The sequence below is a fragment of the Pseudomonas sp. Irchel s3h14 genome, assembly GCF_900187425.1.
Classification (GTDB): domain Bacteria; phylum Pseudomonadota; class Gammaproteobacteria; order Pseudomonadales; family Pseudomonadaceae; genus Aquipseudomonas.
Map to the genome: position 1 here is coordinate 1 of NZ_FYDJ01000039.1, position 24,051 is coordinate 24,051.

The 24,051-nt window shown below is 59.2% G+C and carries 18 protein-coding genes and 2 pseudogenes; 10 read left to right on the forward strand and 10 right to left on the reverse strand.

Going from position 1 to position 24,051, the window contains the following annotated elements:
* Positions 1 to 125 precede the first annotated feature (125 nt).
* The 4 genes and pseudogenes from CKW16_RS31170 to CKW16_RS31185 all read right to left on the reverse strand — a co-directional run.
* Positions 126 to 371, reverse strand: a pseudogene (locus CKW16_RS31170) (GNAT family N-acetyltransferase); the annotation flags it as partial.
* Positions 372 to 373: 2 nt separating this feature from the next.
* Entirely contained in the window at positions 374 to 1,012 is a 639-nt protein-coding gene (locus CKW16_RS31175) for a LysE family translocator (protein WP_095133512.1), read from the reverse strand.
* A 25-nt stretch (positions 1,013 to 1,037) separates the two neighbouring features.
* A complete protein-coding gene (locus tag CKW16_RS31180) occupies positions 1,038 to 1,472 on the reverse strand; it encodes an NUDIX domain-containing protein (RefSeq protein WP_095133514.1) in 435 nt (144 codons plus the stop codon).
* Positions 1,473 to 1,691: 219 nt separating this feature from the next.
* Entirely contained in the window at positions 1,692 to 3,044 is a 1,353-nt protein-coding gene (locus tag CKW16_RS31185; protein ID WP_095133516.1) for an HD domain-containing phosphohydrolase, read from the reverse strand.
* A 259-nt stretch (positions 3,045 to 3,303) separates the two neighbouring features.
* Between CKW16_RS31185 and CKW16_RS31190 the strand changes: the two genes are divergently transcribed.
* The 5 genes from CKW16_RS31190 to CKW16_RS31210 are packed head-to-tail and all read left to right on the forward strand — an operon-like array spanning position 3,304 to position 11,692.
* Positions 3,304 to 5,610 carry an EAL domain-containing protein gene (locus CKW16_RS31190; protein ID WP_095133519.1) on the forward strand — a complete coding sequence of 769 codons (2,307 nt, stop codon included), beginning with the start codon at positions 3,304 to 3,306 and terminating at the stop codon, positions 5,608 to 5,610.
* On the forward strand, positions 5,607 to 7,466 hold the full coding sequence (locus CKW16_RS31195; protein WP_095133521.1) for a bifunctional diguanylate cyclase/phosphodiesterase: 1,860 nt from the start codon (positions 5,607 to 5,609) through the stop codon (positions 7,464 to 7,466). The genes CKW16_RS31190 and CKW16_RS31195 overlap by 4 nt, the downstream gene beginning before the upstream one ends.
* Positions 7,467 to 7,515: 49 nt before the next feature.
* On the forward strand, positions 7,516 to 8,475 hold the full coding sequence (locus tag CKW16_RS31200) for a cytochrome-c peroxidase (protein WP_095133523.1): 960 nt from the start codon (positions 7,516 to 7,518) through the stop codon (positions 8,473 to 8,475).
* Positions 8,472 to 10,283, forward strand: coding sequence for a DAHL domain-containing protein (locus tag CKW16_RS31205; RefSeq protein ID WP_095133525.1), 1,812 nt, complete (start codon positions 8,472 to 8,474; stop codon positions 10,281 to 10,283). Before CKW16_RS31200 ends, CKW16_RS31205 begins: the two co-directional genes overlap by 4 nt.
* Entirely contained in the window at positions 10,280 to 11,692 is a 1,413-nt protein-coding gene (locus tag CKW16_RS31210) for an ATP-binding protein (protein WP_095133527.1), read from the forward strand. The genes CKW16_RS31205 and CKW16_RS31210 overlap by 4 nt, the downstream gene beginning before the upstream one ends.
* 124 nt (positions 11,693 to 11,816) lie before the next feature.
* On the opposite strand, the gene CKW16_RS31215 is transcribed toward CKW16_RS31210, so the two are convergent.
* Together CKW16_RS31215 and CKW16_RS31220 are read right to left on the reverse strand one after the other, a co-directional pair.
* On the reverse strand, positions 11,817 to 13,142 hold the full coding sequence (locus tag CKW16_RS31215; RefSeq protein ID WP_095133529.1) for an APC family permease: 1,326 nt from the start codon (positions 13,140 to 13,142) through the stop codon (positions 11,817 to 11,819).
* 94 nt (positions 13,143 to 13,236) lie between these two features.
* Positions 13,237 to 14,058 (reverse strand): carbon-nitrogen hydrolase family protein, encoded by an 822-nt coding sequence (locus CKW16_RS31220; RefSeq protein ID WP_095133531.1) that lies wholly within the window; start codon positions 14,056 to 14,058, stop codon positions 13,237 to 13,239.
* Positions 14,059 to 14,183: 125 nt separating this feature from the next.
* Between CKW16_RS31220 and CKW16_RS31225 the strand changes: the two genes are divergently transcribed.
* The 3 genes from CKW16_RS31225 to CKW16_RS31235 all read left to right on the forward strand — a co-directional run bounded on the left by CKW16_RS31225 (position 14,184) and on the right by CKW16_RS31235 (position 17,137).
* Complete coding sequence (locus CKW16_RS31225) at positions 14,184 to 14,984, forward strand: LuxR C-terminal-related transcriptional regulator (RefSeq protein ID WP_095133533.1); 801 nt, start codon at positions 14,184 to 14,186, stop codon at positions 14,982 to 14,984.
* A gap of 191 nt (positions 14,985 to 15,175) precedes the next feature.
* Positions 15,176 to 16,795 carry an FMN-binding glutamate synthase family protein gene (locus CKW16_RS31230; RefSeq protein ID WP_095133535.1) on the forward strand — a complete coding sequence of 540 codons (1,620 nt, stop codon included), beginning with the start codon at positions 15,176 to 15,178 and terminating at the stop codon, positions 16,793 to 16,795.
* Between the two features lie 57 nt (positions 16,796 to 16,852).
* On the forward strand, positions 16,853 to 17,137 hold the full coding sequence (locus tag CKW16_RS31235; RefSeq protein ID WP_095133537.1) for a putative quinol monooxygenase: 285 nt from the start codon (positions 16,853 to 16,855) through the stop codon (positions 17,135 to 17,137).
* A 9-nt stretch (positions 17,138 to 17,146) separates the two neighbouring features.
* Here the strand turns inward: CKW16_RS31235 and CKW16_RS31240 are convergent, their stop codons facing one another.
* The 3 genes from CKW16_RS31240 to CKW16_RS31250 are packed head-to-tail and all read right to left on the reverse strand — an operon-like array spanning position 17,147 to position 19,975.
* On the reverse strand, positions 17,147 to 18,661 hold the full coding sequence (locus tag CKW16_RS31240) for a glucosyltransferase domain-containing protein (RefSeq protein WP_095133539.1): 1,515 nt from the start codon (positions 18,659 to 18,661) through the stop codon (positions 17,147 to 17,149).
* A 1-nt stretch (position 18,662) separates the two neighbouring features.
* Complete coding sequence (locus tag CKW16_RS31245; protein WP_095133541.1) at positions 18,663 to 19,604, reverse strand: glycosyltransferase family 2 protein; 942 nt, start codon at positions 19,602 to 19,604, stop codon at positions 18,663 to 18,665.
* A complete protein-coding gene (locus tag CKW16_RS31250; protein ID WP_095133543.1) occupies positions 19,601 to 19,975 on the reverse strand; it encodes a GtrA family protein in 375 nt (124 codons plus the stop codon). The genes CKW16_RS31245 and CKW16_RS31250 overlap by 4 nt, the downstream gene beginning before the upstream one ends.
* A 240-nt stretch (positions 19,976 to 20,215) precedes the next feature.
* Here CKW16_RS31250 and CKW16_RS31255 point away from each other — a divergent pair, with 240 nt between their 5' ends.
* On the forward strand, positions 20,216 to 21,340 hold the full coding sequence (locus CKW16_RS31255) for an OpgC family protein (protein WP_095133545.1): 1,125 nt from the start codon (positions 20,216 to 20,218) through the stop codon (positions 21,338 to 21,340).
* Between the two features lie 54 nt (positions 21,341 to 21,394).
* On the opposite strand, the gene CKW16_RS31260 is transcribed toward CKW16_RS31255, so the two are convergent.
* Complete coding sequence (locus CKW16_RS31260) at positions 21,395 to 22,813, reverse strand: amino acid permease (RefSeq protein ID WP_095133547.1); 1,419 nt, start codon at positions 22,811 to 22,813, stop codon at positions 21,395 to 21,397.
* Positions 22,814 to 23,221: 408 nt separating this feature from the next.
* On the opposite strand from CKW16_RS31260, the pseudogene CKW16_RS32765 reads away from it, so the two are divergent.
* Positions 23,222 to 23,437 (forward strand): annotated as a pseudogene (locus CKW16_RS32765) (PTS N-acetyl-D-glucosamine transporter); the annotation flags it as partial.
* Positions 23,438 to 24,051 lie beyond the last annotated feature (614 nt).

Below are 24,051 nucleotides of genomic sequence, written 5' to 3' on the forward strand. Positions count from 1 at the left end.
TTGAAAAGGTCGCCGAGGTCGAGCAGGTCCTGTTGAACAGACATAAAAAATCCGATGCCAGAGGTCTGGCATCGGATTTTCGGATAAGCCCGGCTTTGACTCAAATGCTTAAGTGAACAGCATTACGCCTTGTGCCGGGCCTTTTCCCGGGGTTCGAAGGCCAGGCCGACGATGCCCGCCAACTCACCGTTTTCGAACGCGCCGAACACCACGTCCAGCTTGCTGCTCAGGCGTGATTCCCACCAACTCAGCGGCATCACGGCGCGTTCGCGCACGCTGGAGGTAAACGCCTGGGGATGCAGGTCATAGGCTTCGAGCATCAGCGCCCGATAATCCAGAGCATGACTGGCATCAAGCCGTTCAATCCACATGTTCAAGCCATCCGTCGTTGTTCCAGCATCAGTCGCACCGCCAGCGCCGACAGCACGAACCCCATGAAATAGCGCTGCACCGCCAGCCAGGACGGGTTGTTGACGAACCAGGAGGCGATGCCCGCGGCGAACAGCGCGATCAGTAGATTGACGCTGAAACTGACGCTGATCTGAGTCAGACCCAGCGTGATGCTTTGAGTGAACACCGAGCCATGCTCAGGCGTGATGAACTGCGGAAACACCGACAAGTAAAACACGGCGATCTTCGGGTTCAGCGCACTGGTGAGAAAACCCATGGTGATCAGTTTGCGCGACGAATCCGGCGGCAACTGCTGCGCTTCGAACGGTGAACGCGCTCCCGGTTTGACGGCTTGCCAGGCCAACCACACCAGGTACAGCGCACCGGCCCACTTCAGCACTTCGTAGGCCATCGGCACCGCCAGAAACACCGCGGTCAAACCGGCAGCGGCCGCGAACAGGTGCACAAAAAAACCCGCGACCACACCGAGCAACGAAGTCACACCGGCCTTGCGCCCCTGGCAGATCGAACGGGAGATCAGGTAAATCATGTTCGGCCCCGGCGTCAGCACCATCAGCAATGCGGCAGCGGCGAAAATCAGCAAGTCTTGAAGCGGGATCATGGGCAGTCCTTTTGTCCAGAGATGATCAAGCGATCGCGGTCAACGAGGTTCGATAAAACGGCAGGATCAGGTCCCGTGTCAATGGCGCCAGCGTGACATTGCCGTCGGTGGTCGGGTCGATCCAGCGCACCTCTTCGATCTCCGCCGCAGGCAATACGTCTGAATCGATGGTCAGCTGAAAGAGTTCGGCCTGGACGGTAAAACCCGGTTCATTGGCGGCCGGTGCCGAGAATTGCCCGAGATAAGTGGCGTGTGCCGGATCGATGACCAGGCCCAATTCTTCTTCCAGTTCACGGGCCAGCGCGTGGACCGGTTGCTCATGCGCTTCGATCTTGCCCCCCGGCTGCATGAACGCTTCGGTGCCGCGCTTGCGGACCAACAGCGTGCGACCGTCCGGGCCGATCAACAGGGCGGCGGCGATGCGAATGAGACGGGGCGAAGAAGCGGATGACAGCGTCATGGATCAGGATTGTCCTTGGAAAAAGGCGCAAGGATCACATGAGAGTCGGCGCCTCGTCACGCCGAAAAAGCATCTGCCGAGCCCCGTAGATGTGGGAGCGGGCTTGCTCGCGAAAGCGGTGTGTCAGTCGACATCCATGCTGAATATAAAACCGTCTTCGTCGGAACGCCGCCCGGAGCAAGCCCGCTCCCACAGGGGACAATGCTGAACCTGAAACACTCAACTCGTCTCAAGAACCGCAACTTCTTCCGGCACCTTCACGAAAATGCTGTATTTCGCGCCTTCCATGGCTTCGAAGGCGATCAACTTCTCCACCAGCGGCCCATTCAACACCTTGCCGGCATTGAGCAGCAGCATGCCGTTGTCGGCATTGAGGTTGCGCGCCAGGATCATGCCCGCCGTCACTTCCCGTGTGGTCAGCACCTTGATCGACGGATCGACCAGCGAGATGTCGCTCAAGTACGCGGCACAGACCTGGATGAAATCCTCCACCAGCTCGGGATCGTAGAGTCGCCCGGCATAGCTGCGGATGTAGACCAGCGCTTCATCGCTGTTCATCTGCCGCTCGAGGATCAGCCCGCGCTGCAACTCGATGAAATCCACCGCCAGTTTCAGCAGCCGTGAACCGAACGGAATCGCCTCGCCCTTGAGCCGGTCGGGGAAGCCGCTGCCGTCCCAGCGCTCCTGATGATGAAGAATCAGACGGGCGGCGTCCTTCATCGGATCGAGCGTCATCAATAGCGATTCGCTCTGCTTGGGATAACCGCGATAGCACTCCCGATCGCTGTGATGCAGCAGGTCTGCGGGCGCAGTCATCATGCTGTCGGTCCAGCTCAGCTTGCCGATGTTGTAGAGCGCCGCGGCCATGGTCAGGTCGCGACTGGTGCCCTCGTCCAGGTCGTGAAGTTTGCAGTAGACCCGCACCAGTTCGATGATCTGGCGGTTGGTCTGTTTAGCCGGGGGCAAGCGCAGGTTGGCCAGCAGCGAGAACACCTCGGTGCCGGTGACATAGCTGTGCTTGAGCTCTTCGTAGGCCAGGTCGAGCATGTCGGCGGTCTGCTGGAGTTCTGAAGTGCGGGCGGCGACGTGCTTTTCCAGGGTGGTGTTAAGCGACTTCAATTGGTCGTTCTGCAACCGGGTCAACTGCTCCAGGCGCTGGCGTTCGCGCTCGGAATATTGATGAGCCAGGGCCTGGCGCAAGGTCAGGAGCATTTCCTCGTCATTCCAGGGTTTGCTGATGTAGCGGTGAATCTTCCCTTCATTGATGGCTTTGATGATCGTCGGCATGTCCGCGTAGCCGGTGAGCAAAATCCGGGTGGTCGTCGGGTAAAGCTGATGGATGCGGGCCAGCAGCGTGGCGCCATCCATATTGGGCATGCGTGCGTCGGTCATCACCAGATCGATGGACTGTTGCTCCATGATCTCCAGCGCCTGAGCACCGCTGGAGGCCAGCAGCAACTCGTAGGGCTGGCCGCGTAACAGGCGACGCAGGCTGTTGAGAATTGACTCCTCGTCATCGACCAGCAGCACCTTGGGTTTATCGTTCAAAGTCGTGGGGAGTTGCTCTTCCATGGCGTCACCTCAAGTAAAACGGGCACATCGTTGTGGCAGGCCCCGAAGCAAACATCCCCTATTGCCGGAGCCTGACCTACAGGCTAGATGATATTCAGCCCGCCATCGGAAATGATTCAGCTCATTGAGTTGCGCGAAGTGCTGGACAGCCGACTATGCTCAGCTGACTCGGATCCATAATCTGTACGTTCGGCCAGGTGATCAGGGAAAGGAAGCCCCCTATGAGAACACCGCATCAAACTGCTGCCGGTACTGGCGTATGTCGATAAATACGCTGCTGGCACGGACCAACCGGCGAATTCTTATCGTCGACGACACCGCCTCGATTCATGCGGACTTCGCCAAGATCCTCAGTCCGCCATCAATCGATGACGACAGCCTGATCAGCGCCGAAAATGCCCTGTTCGGCACCCCTGCGGCGCTGTCACTGCAAAGCTTCGTGCTCGACTCGGCGTTCCAGGGCCTCGAAGCCCTGGACAAGGTCGAGACGGCGCTGGCCAACGACATGCCCTATGCGATGGCCTTCATCGACATGCGCATGCCGCCGGGCTGGGACGGGCTGGAAACCATCGAACGGCTGTGGCAGGTCGATCCCAAGCTGCAAGTGGCGCTCTGCACCGCTTATTCCGACTATTCCTGGGAAGACATCGACGAACGCCTGGAGCTGGGCGATCGCCTGCTGATTCTGAAAAAACCCTTCGATGCCATCGAAATCCGCCAGATGGCCAGTGCACTGACGGCCAAGTGGCAAATGACCGAAGACGCGGCGCTGAAAATGTCGCTGCTGGAACAAGCGGTCGAGGAGCGCACCCGCGAGCTGTCCGATGCCAACATCATTGTGCAGAACAGCCCGACCATTCTGTACCGGCTGCAGGGCGAGCCGTCGTTTCCGCTGATGTACATCTCGCACAACATCACCAAGTACGGTCACATCGCAGCGAACCTCGTGGCCTCGGCCAACTGGGCCCAGGAACTGATCCATCCCGATGATCAAACCAAGGTCGACACCGCCATGGCCCGGGTGCTCGACCGTCATGCGGCGGGCGCGTCCATCGAGTTTCGGATGCGCACCGGCAACGGTGCCTGGCGCTGGGTCGAAAACCGCTACATCCCGGTGCGCGACGAAGAAGGCCGTTTGCTGGAAGTCGAAGGCATCATCATCGACATCACCGAACGCAAACTGGCCGAGGAAAAAATCGCCCTGCTGGCCCGCACCGACGGGCTGACCGGGCTCGCCAACCGTGCGACGCTGATCGAGCGGTTGCACCAGGCATTCGCCGCTGCTCGTCGGGGGGCGGCACCGTTCGCCATGTTTTACCTGGACCTTGATCACTTCAAACGCATCAACGATACCCTCGGCCATCCGGTGGGCGACCTGTTGCTGCAAGAGGTTTCCAGCCGGATCAAGGCCTGTGTGCGCGAAAACGATGTGGTCGCCCGCCTCGGCGGTGACGAGTTCGCGATCTTGCAGCTGGACGTCAGCGACCCGACCCAATCCGCAGCCCTGGCCGCCAAGATCCGCGATACGTTGGTACTGCCCTATTCCCTGGCCGGCAATGATGTGCGGGTCTCGGTGAGCATCGGCATCAGCAGCTGCACCCCGGAAAGCACCAGCGCCGACGGTCTGCTGACCCAGGCCGATATGGCGCTGTATCGCTCCAAGGAACAGGGCCGCAACCAGTACCACTTCCATTCCGAGGAGATCAATCAGGAGGTGGTCGAACGCATGACCATCGCCAGCGACTTGAGAGCGGCCATCGAACACCAAGAACTCGAACTGCATTACTGGCCGGAAGTGGACCTGAGCAGCGGCAAAATCCTCGGTATGGAAGCTCAAGTCAGCTGGAACCACCCTGAGCGCGGTTTACTGGAAGCCCCGGCGTTCCTGCCTGCCGCGGAAAAAACCGGCACCATCGTCGCACTCGGCCACTGGGTGCTGGATCGCGCTTGCCAACAAATGCGCCAATGGCGCGACGAAGGCATGGCGCCGCCGGTGATTGCGATCAAGCTGTCCCTGGCCCAACTCAAGAGTGGTCCCGAACTGATCTATGACGTGCTGCGCACCACTGCGCGCTGGGAACTCTGCCCCTGGGACCTGCGCTTCGACGTCACCGAAGCGACGCTGGCCCAGACCAAATGGACCCACAACGATGTGCTGCCGCGCCTGCGTGAGCTGGGGGTGAAGATCGCCATCGACGACTTCGGCACCGAGTATTCCTCGTTCGACTACCTCAAGACCTACCAGGTCAATCACCTGAAACTCGCTCAGGCCTTCATCGACACCGCCGCCCGTGATCCGGCCAGCGCCAACACCCTGCGCGCCATCATTAACTTCGCCCGTGAAGTCGGGATCGGCATCATTGCCGAGGGCGTCGAAACCCAGGAGCAGCGCAGCTCGCTGATGGCCACCGGTTCTCCGATGAACGCCCAGGGTTACTTCTTCAGCAAAGCGGTCAGCAGCCAGCAGGCCGCCGAGCTGCTGAAGGCCGGCAGCATCGTGCCCCCGAATCACGACATCGGTCCGATCCTGCACAACCCGCCACGCGCCAGGGAGGACAAAGGATGAAAACGCCTTTCGTGCGGACCAACCGGCGCATCCTGATCATCGACGACACACCCTCGATTCATGAGGATTTTCGCAAGATTCTTGGCCCTGAGATTGAATGTGAACAGACCCTGGCCGGCGCTGAAGAAGCCCTGTTCGGCACCGTGCAGCTTGATCGGCTGACGTTCCAGCTCGACTCGGCCTATCAGGGCCAGGAAGCCCTCGAACTGGTCACGCGCGCACGGGCCGAAGGTCACCCCTATGCCATGGCGTTCACCGACATGCGCATGCCACCGGGCTGGGACGGTCTGGAAACCATCGAACAACTGTGGAAGGCCGATCCTCACCTGCAAATCGCGTTGTGCACGGCCTATTCCGATTACACCTGGGAAGACATGGCGGAACGGCTGGAGTTCGGCGACCAGTTGCTGGTGCTGAAAAAACCCTTCGACAGCCTGGAAATCCGTCAGATGGCCAGTGCCCTGACCTGGAAATGGCAGATGGCGCAGGACGCGGCAATGAAGGTCCTGAACCTGGAGCAAACCATCGAGGCGCGGGTCCACGAACTGCTCAAGGTGTCGCACCTGTTGCAGTACGATGTACTGACCGAGCTGCCCAACAGCACGTTGCTCGGTGACCGGTTGAACCAGTCCCTGGCCCTGTCCCGGCGTCATGACAAGCAACTGGCCGTGATGTTTCTGGGCCTCGATCGCTTCAAGCGCATCAACAATGCCCTGGGTCATCCGGCCGGTGACGAAATGCTTAAACAGGTCGGCCGCAATCTGGTGGCGACGGTGCGCGAGTCCGACTCGGTGTTCCGCTACGGCTCCGATGAATTCGTGGTGATCCTCGCCGACGTCCGCCATCCCCAGCAGACCAAGGGCATCGCCGAAAAACTCTTGAACGCCATCCGCGCGCCCCAGCACATTGCCGGCCATGACCTGAGCGTGACCGCCAGCCTGGGCATCAGCATTTACCCGGACGATGGCTTCGATGCCATCGCGCTGATCAAGAAAGCCGAAACCGCGATGCGCAACGTCAAGGAAAGCGGCCCGAACGATTTCAGTTTTTTCATCGACGAGATGAACCAGCGCGCCCGGGATCAACAAAGCATCGAGAGCGGCATTCGCCTGGCGCTGGAACGCAACGAATTTGTCCTGCATTACCAGCCAAAACTGGACCTGGGCAGTGGCCAGGTGGTCGGAGCCGAGGCGCTGATTCGCTGGCAAAAACCGGGGCACGGACTGGTCTATCCCACGGATTTCATCAGTGTCGCCGAAGACAGCGGTTTGATCGTGCCGTTGAGTAAATGGGTGCTGGCCGAGGCGTGTCGACAAGCCTGCGCCTGGCAGGCCGCGGGACTGCCGAAGATCTGTATGTCGGTGAACATGTCGGCCATCGATTTCCGTCAGCGAGACTTTGTCGACGGCATCGAACAGACACTCAAACAAACAGGTCTGGAGCCGGCCTTGCTGGAGCTGGAAATCACCGAAGGCGTGCTGATGCAGAACGTCGAAACCACGGTAAACGCCCTGACCCGACTCAAGGTCATGGGCGTGCGACTGGCCATCGATGACTTCGGCACCGGTTATTCCAGCCTGAGCTACTTGCGGCGTTTTCCCATCGACGTGCTGAAAATCGACCAGTCGTTCATTCGCGGTTTAAGCCGCGACAGCAACGACGCCGCCCTGGTCAGCGCCATCATCAGCCTGGGCCGGAGCCTCAAGCTGACCATCATTGCCGAAGGGGTGGAAACCCTCGAACAACTGGATTTCCTCAAGGCCCATCAATGCGAGGAAGGCCAGGGTTTCTACTTCAGCAAAGCCGTGGAGCCGGACGCCTTCGTCCGGTATCTGGGGTCGGTGAAGCTCTCTTAATCCGCAGCCACGTGAGCGATGCGCAGGCTCCAAGCCAAGGAATCATCAGATGTCGCCTTCCTTTCACCGTCTGCTATTGGCACCGTTGCTCGGGCTCTGCCTGAGCGCCAGCGCCGCGCCGCTGGATGAACCGCTCAAACCGCTGCCGGCGGTGCCCCAGCAGAATCCGCTGCGGGTCGAACTCGGTCGCCAGTTGTTCAACGAGACACGCTTGTCGGTCAACAACTCACTGTCCTGCGCCAGTTGTCATCGACTGGAAAACGGCGGTGCCGACAACAAGGCGTTTTCCATCGGGTTCAACGGTATTCCAGTGACGATCAACACCCCCAGCGTGTTCAACTCCAGCCTGAATTTCCGGCAATTCTGGAACGGCCGCGCCGACACCCTGGAAACACAAGTCCACGGAGTGGTGCAGAGCCCCAGTGAAATGGGCAGTAACTGGGAGCATGTGGTGGAGGTGTTGACAGCCGATCCGGCTTATCAGGCCTCGTTCGCCAACGCCTACCCGGACGGCGTGACCATGAACAATGTGCAGAGTGCCCTGGCCACCTATGAACGCACGCTGATCAGTGCCAACTCGCGTTTCGACCAATACCTGATGGGCGATACCGACATTCTCACCAGAGACGAAAAGTACGGTTACCAACGCTTCAAGGAGTACGGCTGCATCGCCTGCCACCAAGGGGTAAACATCGGCGGCAACATGTACCAGAAGTTCGGGGTCATGGGCGATTACTTCCAGAAACGTGGCAACCCCACCGAAGCCGACCTGGGCCGCTATCTGGTCACCAAAGACGAAGAGGACCGCAACGTGTTCAAGGTCCCGAGCCTGCGCAACGTCGCCGTGACAGCACCGTACTTTCACGACGGCTCGGCCAAGACTCTCGAAGACGCGGTGGACGTGATGTTCAAGTTCCAGCTCGGGCGTGTTCCTTCCGCCGAGGACAAAACCCTGATTATTAAATTCCTCAAGACCCTGACCGGCGAATGGGGAGGCAAGCCCTTATGAAAACATCTAACCGCCGCAACCTGGCGTTGCTCAGCGTCGTGGCCGTGATGCTGGCTTCGCTGCTGCTGTTCCTGTACCTCAAATCCAGCTCGAACCAGACGACGACCTACGCCGAATCCCGGGACTTGATCGGCCGGATCAAACAACTGAACGCGCAATGGGAAACCGAAATCCTCAAGGCCAGGGTCGCCATCAGTCACAACTACGATCCGTTGGTCGCACCGCTGACCGAGATGACGAATCTGTGGGAGCGGTTCGAAACGATGGAGTCGACCCACGGCCGCACCGAATCGCCTACCTGGCGCGCCAGCCATGATGCCTACCTGACCGCCATTCAGGAAAAGACCCGCTTGGTGGAGCAGTTCAAGTCGCACAACGCCGTGCTGCGCAACTCGCTGGCGTTCCTGCCCACCGCCGAGGACGACATTCATGAACAGCTGGCCCGGTTGGTGGATGAGGACCAACTGCAACTTCATAACATTGCCACCGACACGTATGACTTGCTGCTCAGCAGCCTGGAGTTCGCTCAGGTCACCTCCGACGACAAGGCCGCCGACATCCTGCTCGGGCTGAACAAACTGGGGGTGAACAAGCTGCGACTGCCGGAGCCGTTCCACAGCCCGATCGATATTCTGAGCAATCACATTTCACTGATCCTGCGTGAGCAGCCGATGGTCAATCGGTTACTGGAAAACATCGAAGACGTTCCCGTGGCCGAACGCCTGGACGATATTACCAACCTGCTCAACACCGATCAGCAGCGGACTGATGTGATCGACCAGCGCTATCACTTCTACATGCTGTTGTTTTCGGTGCTGCTGGTGTTGCTGCTGGTGTACCTGGCGATTCACCTGATGCGCAGTTTCACGGTGATCAATCGCGTCAACAAAGCCCTGCAAACCGCCAATAACGACCTGGAACTGCGGGTTGAAGAGCGCACCCGCGAGCTCAGGGATACCCAGAGTGAACTGCTAGACACCGCGCGTCAGGCCGGCATGGCCGAGATCGCCACCAATGTGCTGCACAACGTCGGCAACGTGCTCAACAGCGTGAACATTTCGGCCGACCTGGTGACCCGAAAACTGCGCGCGAGTAAAGCGCAGGGCCTGGGCAAGGCCATGCAGCTGATCAACGAACATCCAGGCGACCTCGGCACCTTTCTGACCGAGGACGCAAAAGGCAAGTTGCTACCGGGTTACCTGAATCAACTGGTGGACGCGATAGCCCTGGAACAACAAGGCATGACCGACGAACTGGCCCAGTTGACCAAAAGCGTGGACCACATCAAAGACATCGTTGCCACCCAGCAGTCCTACGCGGGTGCCAACAGCCTGATGGAACCGCTGCACATCAGCGAATTGCTGGAAGACGCCCTGCGCATGAACTCCGGCGCCCTGACCCGACACCACGTCACGGTGGTCAAGGAGTACAGCGATGTGCCGCGAGTCATGGGTGACAAGCACCGGTTGCTGCTGATCCTGATCAACCTGATCAGCAACGCCAAATACGCCATGTCCGACCTCAGCAACCGCCCGCGGCAAATGACCCTGGGGGTGAAAATCGTCGAAGACAAGACCCTGCAAGTCAGCGTCAAGGACGACGGCGAAGGCATCGCCGAGGAAAACATGACGAGGATCTTTGCCCATGGGTTTACCACCCGCAAGGAAGGCCATGGCTTCGGCCTGCACAGCTGCGCACTGGCCGCCATCGAAATGAACGGCCACCTCACCGCCCATAGCGACGGACCGGGCAAGGGTGCGCTGTTCACGTTGCAGATCCCGCTGAAAACCGTACCGGAGGAAGCATGAGCGAGCTTTCGAACCGACGCATTCTGCTGATCGATGACACGCCGTCCATTCATGTGGATTTCCGCAAGATCCTCACGCCCACGCCCACGCCGGCGCAGACCGTCGAACTGGACGAGATGGAAGCTGCGCTGTTTGGCAGCGAAGTGAAATCAGCCAGTGCGCTGTTCGAGCTGGACTCGGCCTATGGCGGCCAGGAAGGCTTGGGCAAACTGAACGAAGCCTTGCAGGAACATCGCCCCTACGCCCTGGCCTTTGTCGACATGCGTATGCCCGAGGGCTGGGACGGTGCGCAGACCATCGAACATTTGTGGCAGGCCGACCCGCGTCTGCAAGTGGTGGTGTGCACCGCTTATTCGGACTATTCCTGGGATGAACTGCTCGATCGATTGCAGGCCCATGATCGACTGCTGATTCTGAAAAAGCCGTTCGACAACATTGAAGTCCAGCAGATGGCCAACACCCTGTTGACCAAATGGGACATGACCGAACGGGCCAGCGTGCAGATGGACCATTTAGGGCAAATGGTCGAACGCCGAACCCGGCAGTTCACAGAGGCCAGCGTTGAGTTGCAGCGGGAAATCGACGAGCGCAAGCAGCTTGAAAGTCAGTTGGTGCAATCGGAGAAACTCGCCTCATTGGGACAATTGGCGGCCGGCGTTGCTCATGAAATCAACAACCCCATCGGCTTCATTTCCTCCAACCTCGGCACCCTGGATGGCTACTTCAAACAGCTGCAGGAAATGCTCGACGCCTATCGGGATGCAGAAGAGGCGATCGGCTCCAGCGAGCTCATCGAGCGTTTGCACCAACTGCGCGAACGGGTCGAGCTGGAGTTCCTGCGCGAGGACATTCCGCTGCTAATCAAGGAATCCAAGGACGGCATCAACCGGGTCGGGCAAATCGTCAAGGACCTGAAGGACTTCTCCCGGGTGGACTCCAATCAGGAATGGCAGTGGGCCAATCTGCAACAGGGCATCGAATCGACCTTGAACATTGTCGCCAACGAACTCAAGTACAAGGCCGATGTACTCAAGGAATATCAGGTCCTGCCCGACATCGAATGCCTGCCTTCGCAAATCAATCAGGTGATCATGAACCTGATCGTCAACGCCTCTCAGGCCATCGGCCCGGAGCGCGGCACCATCACCTTGCGCACCGGGTTTGAAGCGGAAACGGTGTGGATCGAAGTCGCAGACACCGGCGCCGGCATTGCACCGGACAGCCTGCAGAAAATCTTCGACCCGTTCTTCACCACCAAACCGGTGGGCCAGGGGACAGGGCTGGGGTTGTCCCTGTCCTATGGCATCGTGAAAAAACATCGGGGGGATATTATGGTGCGCAGTGAGGTTGGCGTGGGGACCACGTTTCGGGTCCAGTTGCCGATTCACCAATCCAAGCTGGCAAGTTGAACACCAATCAAATGTGGGAGCGGGCTTGCTCGCGAAGGGGCCATGTCAGTCAACATTGATAGTGACTGACACACCGCCTTCGCGAGCAAGCCCGCTCCCACAAGGTTCTTCGCCGGTCCGGACGTTATGTGGCTTCCTGGAAATCCATCTCCGGCGGCTGGCGACGGAAGCCGCCGGTCAGCACCGCCAGGTACACCACACCAATCGCCAGCCAGCTCAGCCCCAGATAGATCGCCAGGTGATCGAGGCTGACCATCAGCCACAAATCCGCCGCCAGACCGATAAACGGGAACAGCAGGAACAACACGAATTCACGCAGTCCTTTGTTCTCACCGCCGATCCAGTAGTGAAAGATCACCGACAGGTTCACCAGGCTGAACGCCAGGAACGCGCCAAAGTTGATGAACGAGGTCGAGGTGGTGACGTCCAGTTTCAGCGCCAGCAAAGCGACCACGGCACACAGCAGGATGCTGTTGATCGGCGTGCCAAAGCGTTCGTGCAAGGTGCCGAAAAACGATTTTGGCAGCACGCCGTCACGGCCCATGGCGAACAACAGCCGCGAGCCGCTGGCCTGCGCCGACAGACCCGACGCAAACTGGCCGACGATCAGGCCGATCAGGAAGATCGACACGAACAGGTCACCACCAATGTTGCGGGCAATTTCATAGGCCGCCGAGTCAACGCTGTCGAACTGGAACGACGGATGCGCGATCTGCACGAAGTACGACACACCGACGAAGATCAACCCGCCGATCAGGGTGATCAGCATGATCGCTCGCGGGATGGTGCGGCGCGGGTCGCGAGTTTCTTCGGTCAGGGTGCTGACCGCGTCAAACCCGAGGAATGAATAACAGGCAATGGCTGCACCGCTCATGATCAGCGGCATCTGCATGTCACCGTTGAAGAACGGTTTGACCGACCACAACGGCGTGCTCGCATCGCCACCGACGTAATGAACACACAGCGCAACGAAGGCGATCAGCACCAGGAACTGCACCAGCATCAATAATGCGTTGATGCCGTTGGCCAGTTTCAGACCGACGATGTTGATCGCACTGGTGATGCCGATGAACGCCAGCACCCAGATCCACTGCGGCACGGCCGGGAATGCGGAGTTGAGGTAGGCCGCGCCGATCAGCCAGATCGCCATCGGCAGGAACAGGTAGTCGAGCAGCACGGCCCAACCGGCGATGAAACCGAGTTTCGGGCTGATCGCCTTGCGGACATAGCTATAGGCCGAGCCAGCGACGGGAAACGCCGAGGCCATTCGGCCGTAACTCATCGCAGTGAAAAACATCGCCACCAGCGCCGCCAGATAAGCGGCCGGGACCATGCCGGCGGTGGATTGAGCGAGGATGCCAAAGGTGCCGAGCACGATGATCGGCGTCATGTAGGCGATGCCGAACAGCACCACCGAACCCAATGACAGGGTGCGTTGCAAACGAGCCATGTGCGACTACTCCGAATTTATTAGATTTATGGCAGAGCCGAGTTCGGCGCAATGATCGTTCCCACGCTCCGCGTGGGAACGATCGGGTTTACGGTTAACGTGCAGGAATCATCAGCTCCCGCAATCCACAAGCATGCTCAACAATCTCCCCCGGCAACCGCAGCCGCTGATCATCCAGATACCGATAATCCTGCCGCGCCGCCGTCAGCTGATTCAGGTCCAGCTCCACCGCAAACTGCCCCTCCTCGCGCCCGGCCTCGAACAACAAAGTCCCCAGCGGATCCACCAGCGCACTGCCGCCCGCAAACACCAACCCGCCATCGCCCTCTTCCACCCGGTTGACCATCAGCGCAAACGCCTGGTTTTCCTGTGCGCGGGCCATGATCGCGGTGCGGTGCGTCGGGCCGTAAGGGTCCATGTTGCCGTTGGTGACGATCAACAGTTCCGCACCCAATTGCGCCAGGGCCCGGGCGGTTTCCGGGAATTCGATGTCGTAGCAAATCAGCAGGCCGACCCGCACACCGTTCCACTCACACGTGGCGTAACGGTCGCCGGCCTCGAACACACCGCGATCCGACGCCCACAGGTGCGTCTTGCGATATTTCAGCGCGATACCTTCGGGGGTGATCAGCAGCGTGGTGTTGTAGAAGCAGCCGTTGTCGTTCTCGGCCATACCGATCACCACGGCGATGTTGTGTTCACGGGCCGCGGCCAACACCGCGCTGACGGTCGGACCGTCCAGCGGCTCAGCGGTTTCGGCCAACGCCTCGAGGGACGGAAAGCCCATCAGGTGAGTTTCGGGAAACACGATCAGCTGTGTATCGGCAGCACAGGCAGCCATCGCCTTCAGAGCGCGTTCGAGGTTGTAAGCCGTGTCGTTGTCACGGCCCGCCAACTGGGCGAGTTCGACTTTCATGGGTATTCCTTGTTCTTAACCAGGCTGGCAGAAAGATTGCCCGGTCGGTGTCTGTGCGCCAGTATGCGCAGCAAGCCACCGGCCGGGGAATCACGCCGCTGGGGTAACCCGATAGGGGTAGAGGCATGACACTTTCGTTAGACGACATCGCGTGGCACCGCTCGGTCGGGCAACTGATCGACGCCCTGGACAAGCCCAATTTCTGGACGCAGCTGGTACGGTTGCTGGATCAGTACGTGACCTTCGATAGCTGGGTGGCGCTGCTTTTCAGCGCCGATCAGCACCCGCAAGTGTTCGCCGAATGCCCCGGCGCGGACGGCAGTCCCGATCAGTTGTTCCAGGATTACCTGCGCGGTTTGTATTTGCTCGATCCGTTCTACATCGCCTGTCGCGAGCAGTCGCGCACCGGGCTCTATCGCCTGTCGGAAGTGGCGCCGGAGCATTTCGAGCTGACCGAGTATTACCAGCGCTACTTTCGTCTGAATGTGGTGGCCGATGAAATCCAGTTCAATTGTCAGCTCGAAGGCGACCGCACGCTGTGCCTGTCACTGGGCAGCAAGCAACGTTTCAGCGGCCAGCAGATTGCCTTGCTGTCGCTGATCCAGCCCTGGGTGCTCGGCCTGTTGCGCCAGCGCCTGCCCTACGAAATAAACGAAGTCGTGGCCCTCGCGCCAGCACCACCGAAAGTCGACTGGCGCGTGCAGCTGGAAGCGTCGGTGCAGCAACTCAAAGGCGCGCAATTGACCGCTCGGGAACTGGACGTCGGGCGCTTGATGCTCAGCGGTTGCTCCAGTAAGGAAATCGCCCGTAAGCTGGAAATCTCTGTCGAAACCGTGAAAGTCCATAAGAAACACATGTACAGCAAACTGGGGATCAAATCCCAGTCAGAGCTGTTTTCGATTTTTCTCCAGGCACAAAATGCCTGACACACCGCTGAGGCGCTTTTATGTGGGAGCGGGCTTGCTCGCGAAAGCGGTGTGCCAGACAACATTGATGTTGAATGTGATGGCCTCTTCGCGAGCAAGTCGAATCGTCGCACCGCCGCTCCCACAGGGATTTGTATATCCAGGTGACCCACCGTGCTGAACACAATTGAGTCCGAACCCAAGGAAACCGTATGAGCCTGTCACTCCTGAGCCGCTACGCCTTCTTTGCTGTCTGTGTGATATTCACCCTCGCCAGCCTGCCCTTTTTGCAACACGACTGGCTCTGGCCAATCACCGCCGTCACCAGCATTCTCAGCCTCGTGGGCCTGTTCGATCTGCTGCAAAGCCCTCACGCCGTGCGCCGTAATTACCCGATCCTCGGCAACATCCGCTATCTGGTAGAGGGCATTCGCCCGGAAATCCGCCAGTACCTGCTCGAGTCCGACAGCGACGCCCTGCCCTTCTCCCGGGCTCAGCGTTCGCTGGTCTATTCACGGGCCAAGAACGAAAGCGCCGACAAACCTTTCGGCACGTTGATCGATGTGTATCAGTCGGGTTTCGAATTCATCGGCCACTCCATGCGCCCGGCGCCGTTGAGCGACCCAAGCAGTTTCCGGGTAACGGTCGGCGGCCCGCAGTGCACCAAGCCGTACTCGGCGTCGGTGTTCAACATCTCGGCCATGAGCTTCGGCTCCCTCAGCGCCAACGCCATTCGCGCGTTGAACCAAGGAGCGAAACTCGGCAACTTCGCCCACGACACCGGCGAAGGCAGCATCAGCGCCTATCACCGGGAAAACGGTGGCGACCTGACCTGGGAACTCGGCAGCGGCTACTTCGGCTGTCGCACCGCTGACGGGCGCTTCGACCCGGAACGCTTCGCCGCACAAGCGCAGACACCCCAAGTGCGGATGATCGAAATCAAGATGAGCCAAGGCGCCAAGCCCGGTCATGGCGGGATTCTGCCCAAGCACAAAGTCACCCAGGAAATCGCCGAAACCCGCGGCATCCTGATGGGCGAAGATTGCATCTCGCCGTCGCGACACAGCGCGTTTTCCACACCGATTGAACTGATGCACTTCATCCAGCAGTTGCGCGAACTGTCCGGCGGCAAACCGGTGGGCTTCAAGTTCTGCCTGGGCCACCCGTGGGAATTCATGGGCATCGCCAAGGCCATGCTGGAAACCGGCATCCTCCCCGACTTCATCGTGGTCGATGGCAAGGAAGGCGGCACCGGCGCCGCGCCCGTGGAGTTCACCGACCACATCGGTGTGCCGATGCGCGAAGGCCTGCTGTTCGTGCACAACACGCTGGTCGGCCTGAACCTGCGAGACAAAATCAAACTCGGCGCCAGCGGCAAGATCGTCAGCGCCTTCGACATTGCCAGCGTCCTGGCCATCGGCGCCGACTGGGCCAACTCGGCGCGCGGCTTCATGTTCGCCATCGGCTGCATCCAGTCGCAAAGCTGCCACACCAACAAATGCCCGACCGGTGTCGCCACCCAGGACACCCTGCGCCAACGCGCACTGGTGGTTCCGGACAAGGCCCAACGCGTCTTCAACTTCCACCGCAACACGCTCAAGGCCCTGGCCGAAATGCTCGCCGCTGCCGGGTTGGAGCATCCTTCGCAGCTATCGGCCAAGCACTTGGTACGACGGATGTCGGCGACCGAAATCAAACTGTTCTCGCAGTTGCATGTGTTCTTGAAACCGGGGGAGTTGCTGACCGGGGAAGTGAATGGCGAGTTTTACTCGCGGATGTGGCAGATGGCGCGGGCGGACAGTTTTGAGCCGAATGAGTTGGCTGCCGCGTAAACAACGTTTGAACGCCAACTTCATCGGGAGGTTGGCTTCACACCAAGGAAGAACAGCATGCTGAAAGTCATCGCTCGGGATTTCATCAAACCCGAACACATTGAAACGGTTCGCCCGTGGTACGCCGAACTGGTCGAGAAGACTCGACTGGAGCCCGGTTGCATCGCTTACGACCTGTTCGTCGATCAAAAAGACCCTGGGCACTTTATCTTCATCGAACAATGGCCGAATCAGGCGGCGCTGGATGCTCATTGCCAGTCTGAGCATTTTCGGCGGCTGGTACCGCAGATCAACGCTTACCAGGCCAGGGATTGCATTGTCGTGAAGATGGATGCGTTCTGACGCCCGCCGTCACCAGTGCAGCGCCTTAATCGGCGCTGGCTCTTTCATCACAATAAAACCGTAATCGCCGAGCAGATAAATCCGGTAGTACTGGCTCTCCAGCACCGGCGGATAACCCCGATAACCCACCCTCGTCGCGTTACGTCGCTCCTTCTCCGCAACAACGTTAGTGATGCCCACTTTCGGCAGGTTCTCGGCCAGCATGAAGAAGTCGATGTTCAGCAGATAGTGCAGCACCGGCATCTGCTTGAACGAGCCCGCCGCCCCCCGCAGCCAGTGATCGGAATAGGTCACTGACATGTAAATGCGCTTGGCTTCGAGCAGCTGTCGATTCGACGCGATGTCGTGTTCAAGACTCAATAGCGCGCTGGACGCGAAGGCTTTCTGCACGGTCAGCACGCGCCCATAGGCATACGAAATCGAAAGCATCGCCAGCAGTGGAACCATCAACAACAACGGCAGCCGCTGGTGGATTCGCGCCAGCGCCAGATGGCTCAAATAGAACAACAGCACCAACAGAACCGCGAAGCCCATCAGGGTCCTGGCGCCTTCATTGAAGTCCTGGAAAAACAGCGCGACACCCGACACCAGCAGCGTCACGACCGGCAATGTCAGTAAACACACCAGGCCGATCAGGATTCTCTTCAGCCCTGTGTCCTGACGTTCCAGCACGTTCAGCCCCAGCCGGACACTGCCGGCAATCGCACACAGCAGCAGTGCGGCGAACACCCAGGCAAATCCGCCGTGAAACAACAGCACGACTTTTTCCAGCACTCGGGCGATGTTGATTTGAAGTTGCAGCAGAGGCTGCGCCGTCCAGTTCAACAACAAGGTGCGATTTCCACTCATGAACGGATAAGCACTGACGCTGTAAATCAACCAGCCCAGGATGGCCTGCGATATTTTCCAGCCGATCAACTCGCACCACTGCGGCCAGGCCAGCTTGTCGTTCGCGGTCCTGAGCAGTTCCAGGCAACACAGGCCCAAAAACACATTGAAGCTCACCTGATAGAGCCCCAGCGCCAGGGCAATCAGGAATGAAGGCACCAGCCAATGAACGATGCGCGAGGGATGACGAAAGGTGATCGCATAGATAACCGCCACCACGCTCAACGCCATGGCGGGCCCGTCGTATTGATAAGACAGGTTTTGCAGAAAGAACGGGTTGTACCAGAGCGGTAGCGTCACCAGGCAGCAGGCAATCGTCGGTTGCGAGTAGTAATGAAACGTCAGGCTGGTCAACGCCGCGGCCATGGCCAGCACCGCGATCAACAGCGGCAGCGGAAAGATGTTCGGCGCGGCATTGCTGAAAGTCAGCAGGTTGTAGAACAGCTCGGTAAACAATCGCCCCTGCTCCGCCCAAGCCGTACCAGCCGCGGCCGACAGGGATCGCCAGTTGTCATCGATATACGGATAGTCCGCGAGGAGCAGCGGCACCACATACACAAAGGTCGCCAACAGAAAAAACAGCCAGACCTGCCGACGCCCGAGTTCCTTGCCGAAAAAGTCGCTGAACCTGCCCATGCTAAATCCCGAGCCGGTCTTTGCCGCCAACGATGTCTTTCACCACATAGCGCGGCCGATGCTTGGCTTCGATGTAGATGCGGCCGACGTACTCACCGAGGATGCCGATGCCGATCAGCTGCACGCCGCCGAGAAACAGAATGGCCGTCATCAACGACGGGTAACCGGGGACGCTGTTGCCGAAGAAAATCTTGTCCAGCACCATGTACACCGCGTAGAGCACCGCGAAGATCGAAATACCGCCACCGATGTAAGTCCATAAACGCAACGGCACCGTACTGAAGGAGGTCACGCCTTCCAGCGCCAGGTTCCAGAGCTTCCAGCCATTGAACTTGCTGGTGCCCGCCGCTCGCGCGGCTCGCTCGTATTCCACCACCACGGTGTTGAACCCGGCCCATGACAGCACCCCCTTCATGAACAACTGGTGTTCGGGAAGCGCGCGAATCACGTCGACTACCTTGCGATCCATCAGCCGAAAATCCCCGACGTTTTCTTCGATGCGGGTGTAAGCGATACGGTTCAGCACACGGTAGAACAGCGACGCGCTGTGGCGTTTCAGGTAACTGTCGGCGGTGCGATCCCGGCGCTTGGCGAGCACCACATCCGCGCCTTTTTGCCATTGGTCGATCAACCGCGGGATGACGCTGATCGGGTCCTGCAAATCCACGTCCATGGGAATCACTGCATCGCCGGTGGCATATTCCAGGCCGGCGAACAACGCCGGTTCCTTGCCGAAGTTGCGCGAGAAGTTGATCAGCAAGACCTGCTCATCGGCTTTCGCCAGGGCCTTGACCTCCTCAGCCGTCCGGTCGGAACTGCCATCGTTGATGAACACGATCTCGACCTCTGCCTGGTCAAGCCTCAACTCTCGACGCACTGCCTGATAAAACAGGCTGATCGCCTGTTCTTCATTGAATACCGGAACGATCAACGAGACTTTCATGCGTTACGCTCGCGAAAGACCACGTACTTTGAAAACAGAAAGCCAAGCACCAGGCTCAATGCCGAAAAGATAGCCACCGTCAGCAGGCCGTGAAGTTTCCACACGTCGCCTGCATGGCCGACGCCCAGACTCAGCGCCCCCATGGCTCCCAAGAATAGAAGATAACCGCCGACTGACGCCTTGGCATCGAAGGTGTACAGCGCGTTCATGTAGAAGGAAAACGAGGCAGCAACGCAGAAGGCAGCCAGGTTACTGACAGCCTGACTGAGGCCGGCCCCCACGCTCAGCAGGAAGAAGATTTGCCAGTGGATCAGCGTGTTGGCGACCCCGACCACCGTGTAGCTGGAAAATCCTTTCCACAAAAGCTTCATGGTGACCCTCCTGTTTCACGTCATAAAACTTTGAACCTGTCTACTGTCAGAAATCACAGGTCTGACCGCCTTTCAGACCAGCGGTTAAGGCTTTCCACACGCCAGGAGACATCCCGTAATATCCCGGTTTTGCAATTACCAGCGAATCACGCCACCCTGCGCGCCGCCTATATGCGGCGCGCAATCTTTGGCGCCTTCGGCTACTCCTTATTTTCAACACCCGTTCACGAGCCCGCCGTCATGACATTTGAGCGCGATCACCGAATCGACTTTTTTCGCGGCCTGGCACTGATCTTCATTTTTTGGGATCACGTGCCTCACAACCCCCTTGGCCAAATCACCCTGCGCAATGTCGGTTTCAGCGATGCCGCCGAAATATTCGTGTTTCTCGCCGGCTACGCGGCCGTTCTGGCCTACGGCAAAATCCTTGCGCGCGATGGCTACCTGATCGCCTGCGTGAAGATTCTGCGGCGCGCCTGGGTGCTCTACGTGGTCCATATTTTCCTGTTGGCCATGCTGATGGGCATCGTGTTCTTCGCCAACAGTCATGTGGAGACCCGCGATCTGGTGGAGGAAATGGGCCTGCATCACTTCATCACCAACCCCCAGCAAGCGTTGACGGATGAGTTACTGCTGCGCTTCAAGCCGAACCTGATGGACCCGCTGCCGCTGTACATCGTGTTGCTGGCGGGATTGCCACTGGTCCTGCCGTTGCTGGTGCGCAAGCCGTGGGCGGTCGTAGCGGTGTCATTGGCGGTGTACTTGCTGGCACCGCGGTTTGGCTGGAACCTTGCGGCAATCAAGGACGGTGTGTGGTACTTCAACCCGGTCACCTGGCAACTGCTGTTTATCCTCGGCGGCTTTGCGGCGATTCACGGGCTGCGGCCACGGTTGCCCGATACTCGCCCACTGTTGCGCCAGCCCTTGTTTGTCAGCGCGGCGGTATACGTGGTGGTGACCGGCGTGATTACTGTCTCCTGGCGCTGGCCGGAAATACACGATGCCCTGATGCCGGCCAGCCTGAGCAACCTGCTGTACCCGATCAGCAAGACTGATCTGTCGCCGGTCCGTCTGCTGCACTTCCTGGCGCTGGCTTATGTCACCGCCAGACTCTTGCCCGGCAACGGCTGGACGCAAAACTGGCTGGCACAGCAATGCTGTCGCATGGGGCGCTACTCACTGGAAGTTTTCTGCCTCGGCGTGCTGTTGGCGCCTTTGGCGGACATGCTCAACGCCCTGACCGACGATGCGTTTGCCATGCAGGTTTTCACAGCGCTGGTGGGTGCCGGGGTGATGGCGTTGCTGGGCGCGTGGCTGGATTTCAATAAACGCCTGAATCGATCAGTGCAAACCGCGACAGCCTGAAATGCAAAAGCCCCGGCCAACGGACCGGGGCTTTTTCATTTCGAGCGTTACGTCTTACGAAGCCGAACGCACCGCACCCTGCGACACATTGGTCGGTTGCAGCTTGAACACGTAGAACAACACCGTCAGCAGGACCAGGAACGCCGGGCCCACATACAACGCCACGCGAGTGTCCGGGAAGTACGCCATCAGGCCGACCACCAGCACCAAAAACGCCAGCGCCAGATACGAGCTGACCGGGTACAACCACATCTTGTATTTCAGGCCGGCACGTTCGCTGGCGCTCAGGCCTTGGCGGAACTTGAGCTGGGCCAGAAGGATCATCACCCAGGTCCAGATCGCACCGAAGGTGGCAATCGCCGTCACCCAGACGAACACTTTCTCAGGCACCAGGTAGTTGAGCAGCACGCCCAGCAACAAGGCACCGATCGACAGCAGCAAGGCGCGACGCGGCACGCCGTTGTTCGAGGTCTTGGCGAAGCCGGCCGGGGCCTGACCGTTCTGCGCCAGACTGTAGAGCATGCGCCCGGTGCTGAAGATGCCACCGTTGCAGGACGACAGTGCCGCGGTGATCACCACGAAGTTGATGATGCCAGCGGCGGTCTTGATGCCCAGACGCTCGAAGGTCATCACGAACGGGCTGCCCTGGGTGCCGATTTCGTTCCACGGGTAGATCGACAGAATCACGAACAGCGCGCCGACGTAGAACAGCAGAATCCGCCAGAACACCGAGCCGATCGCATTGGGAATGGTCTTCTGCGGGTTCTTCGCTTCACCGGCGGTCAGGCCGATCATCTCGACGCCGAGGTAGGCGAACATCACCATTTGCAGGGACATCAACACGCCTTGCACGCCGTTGGGCATGAAGCCGCCGTGCGCCCAGAGATTGGAAACCCCCAGCGCCACGCCGTCGTTGCCGAAGCCGAACGCGATCACGCCGATACCGCCGATCACCATCGCAATGATGGTGACGATCTTGATCAGGGCGAACCAGAACTCGAATTCACCGAAGGCTTTCACCGCGATCAGGTTGATCGAACCCATGCTGATCAACGCGGCGAGTGCCCAGATCCAGCGCGGCACATCGGGGAACCAGACGCCCATGTAAACTGCCACCGCGGTGATTTCCGCAACGCAAGTCACCAGCCACAGGAACCAGTAGTTCCAGCCGGTCAGGAAGCCCGCCAATGGGCCGAGATAGTCTTGAGCATACCGGCTGAAGGAGCCGGCGACCGGGTTGTGCACCGCCATCTCGCCGAGGGCACGCATGATCACCAGGATCGCCAGACCACCGATGATGTAGGACAGCATGATTGCCGGACCGGCCATCTCGATGGCCTTGGCCGAACCGAGGAACAGACCGACGCCGATACAGGCACCGAGTGCCATCAAGCGAATATGCCGTTCGCCGAGTTCGCGTTTGAGCGGGCCGCCTTGAGCGGTCTCGCCATTGGGCAGGTGATTGCCTGGCATAGGGGTACAACCTCGTCTTGTTATTGGATATGACCACCGAGTGTCGAAGCGCTGACCGGTAAGCCAGTGCTTTTCTGAAACCGGGCCTGCTTCGTGGGCAAACCCGTCTTGTAGGACAAAACCTGCAAGATCAGCGGGGCGTGCAGTATAAAAAGCTTCCTACAGGGTTTTTCACTCTATAAACCACAACATTCAGCGAGAACTCTCGGGAAAAGCGCGGTTTACGGAGGGGCATTACCTGCCTTACGCAGGATTATTCGCCAATGAAACGGCGCGGAGTATTGCACGGTAATGGTGCATCGTCATGTCCCTATCCAGCCAGCATTCGCACGGCGATGGCTCTAGCTCAAACCTTTAAGGCGATTCAACCTCTGTGGCGAGGGGATTCATGTGGCGAGGAGACGCTGGATACAGCGTCCGGGCAAGGGCGGGAGTTTGCAGGTCGTGGTCGGGCCGATGGCAGACAGAATTGCTGGTGAGATTCGCTTGGCGATGCCTGCGTTGGGGCGCGCACTTGTTTCCTCCCCCCCTGCTGTTATCGATGCGCCGAAACCTGCTGCTCTGGCGAATTCAGAAGCACAGCAATGGCTGAACGCTTTGGGTGGCGACGGGCAGAGGTTAGAGACACTGCTTCCTACCCGACAACCCCAAAAAAACGTGGGAAAACGCTGCGTTTCTTACACATCGTTCAACACAAAAAATGGAACGCGGAGCGTCCCGAGCGGCATTCCCACGCGGGAGCGTGGGAACGATCAAACTGACAAGGTTTAGATTGTTAGTGCCTGACAGTCAGTCATCGCGAGCAAGCTCGCTCCCACAGGGGATCGGTGTTCGCCTTTCGCTTCTCACCACTCAACAGGCCGAGCGTTAGCTCGCCTGCAGCACTTGATCTTGATCCACCCGCCCCTTCGGCAGGCTGAGTGGAGGCGTTCATCTGGGGGGGAGGCGCGCAGCGCCGTTCGACGCAGTCGAACACATCGAGAGGAGGTCGAAGCGAAGCCGACCGGAGGCGATGCCCCCAGATGAATGCCGGAGCGAAGGAACGCCGAGCCTAAGCGAGGGGCCGGACGCTCGGGGCGAGCCTTTTTTTGCTTACTTATTTTTGGCGTTTCGGTACGTGTCAAGGTACCTGTCGCCTTGCTCCTACAGTTGTTAGCCCGTTGCGCCCCTAATTTCAGGGCGTTCCGGGTTTAAATACACCGCATCTGCGAGCTTCCAGTTCCGTGTCCGAGTACTCC